Genomic DNA, 265 nt, shown 5'->3' with positions numbered 1-265 from the left:
GAGTTAATACACCATTTGGGTCAGTCGCAGTCTACCTTATTTTTTTCAAAGACTTTTTCCAGTATAGTGTATAGGAAATATCCAAGTGAGACCCCTAACACGTTAAGAATGAGGTCGTCGATGTCTAGACTGCCTCTTTTTGTCAGGAACTGACTTGTTTCAATCGTACAAATAGCTATTATTGCAATTAACCCTAGTTTTTTAAAAGATGAATGCAGACTTACAGAACGGTAATACACCCCAAAAGGGATGAACAATCCTATAT

Annotated in this window: 1 protein-coding gene; it reads right to left on the bottom strand. The window is 37.0% G+C overall.

Annotated elements, in window-relative coordinates; genetic code table 11:
* Window positions 1–20: 20 nt before the first annotated feature.
* Window positions 21–265, bottom strand: a 245-nt coding sequence (locus AOA59_RS00445; protein ID WP_143522725.1) for a VanZ family protein, incomplete at its 5' end; no start/stop codon positions are given.

The organism is Pseudomonas sp. 2822-15 (genome assembly GCF_002742515.1).
Classification (GTDB): domain Bacteria; phylum Pseudomonadota; class Gammaproteobacteria; order Pseudomonadales; family Pseudomonadaceae; genus Aquipseudomonas; species Aquipseudomonas salomonii.
Note: the sequence above shows the minus strand (reverse complement) of the source record. Positions and strands in the feature narration are given on the sequence as shown.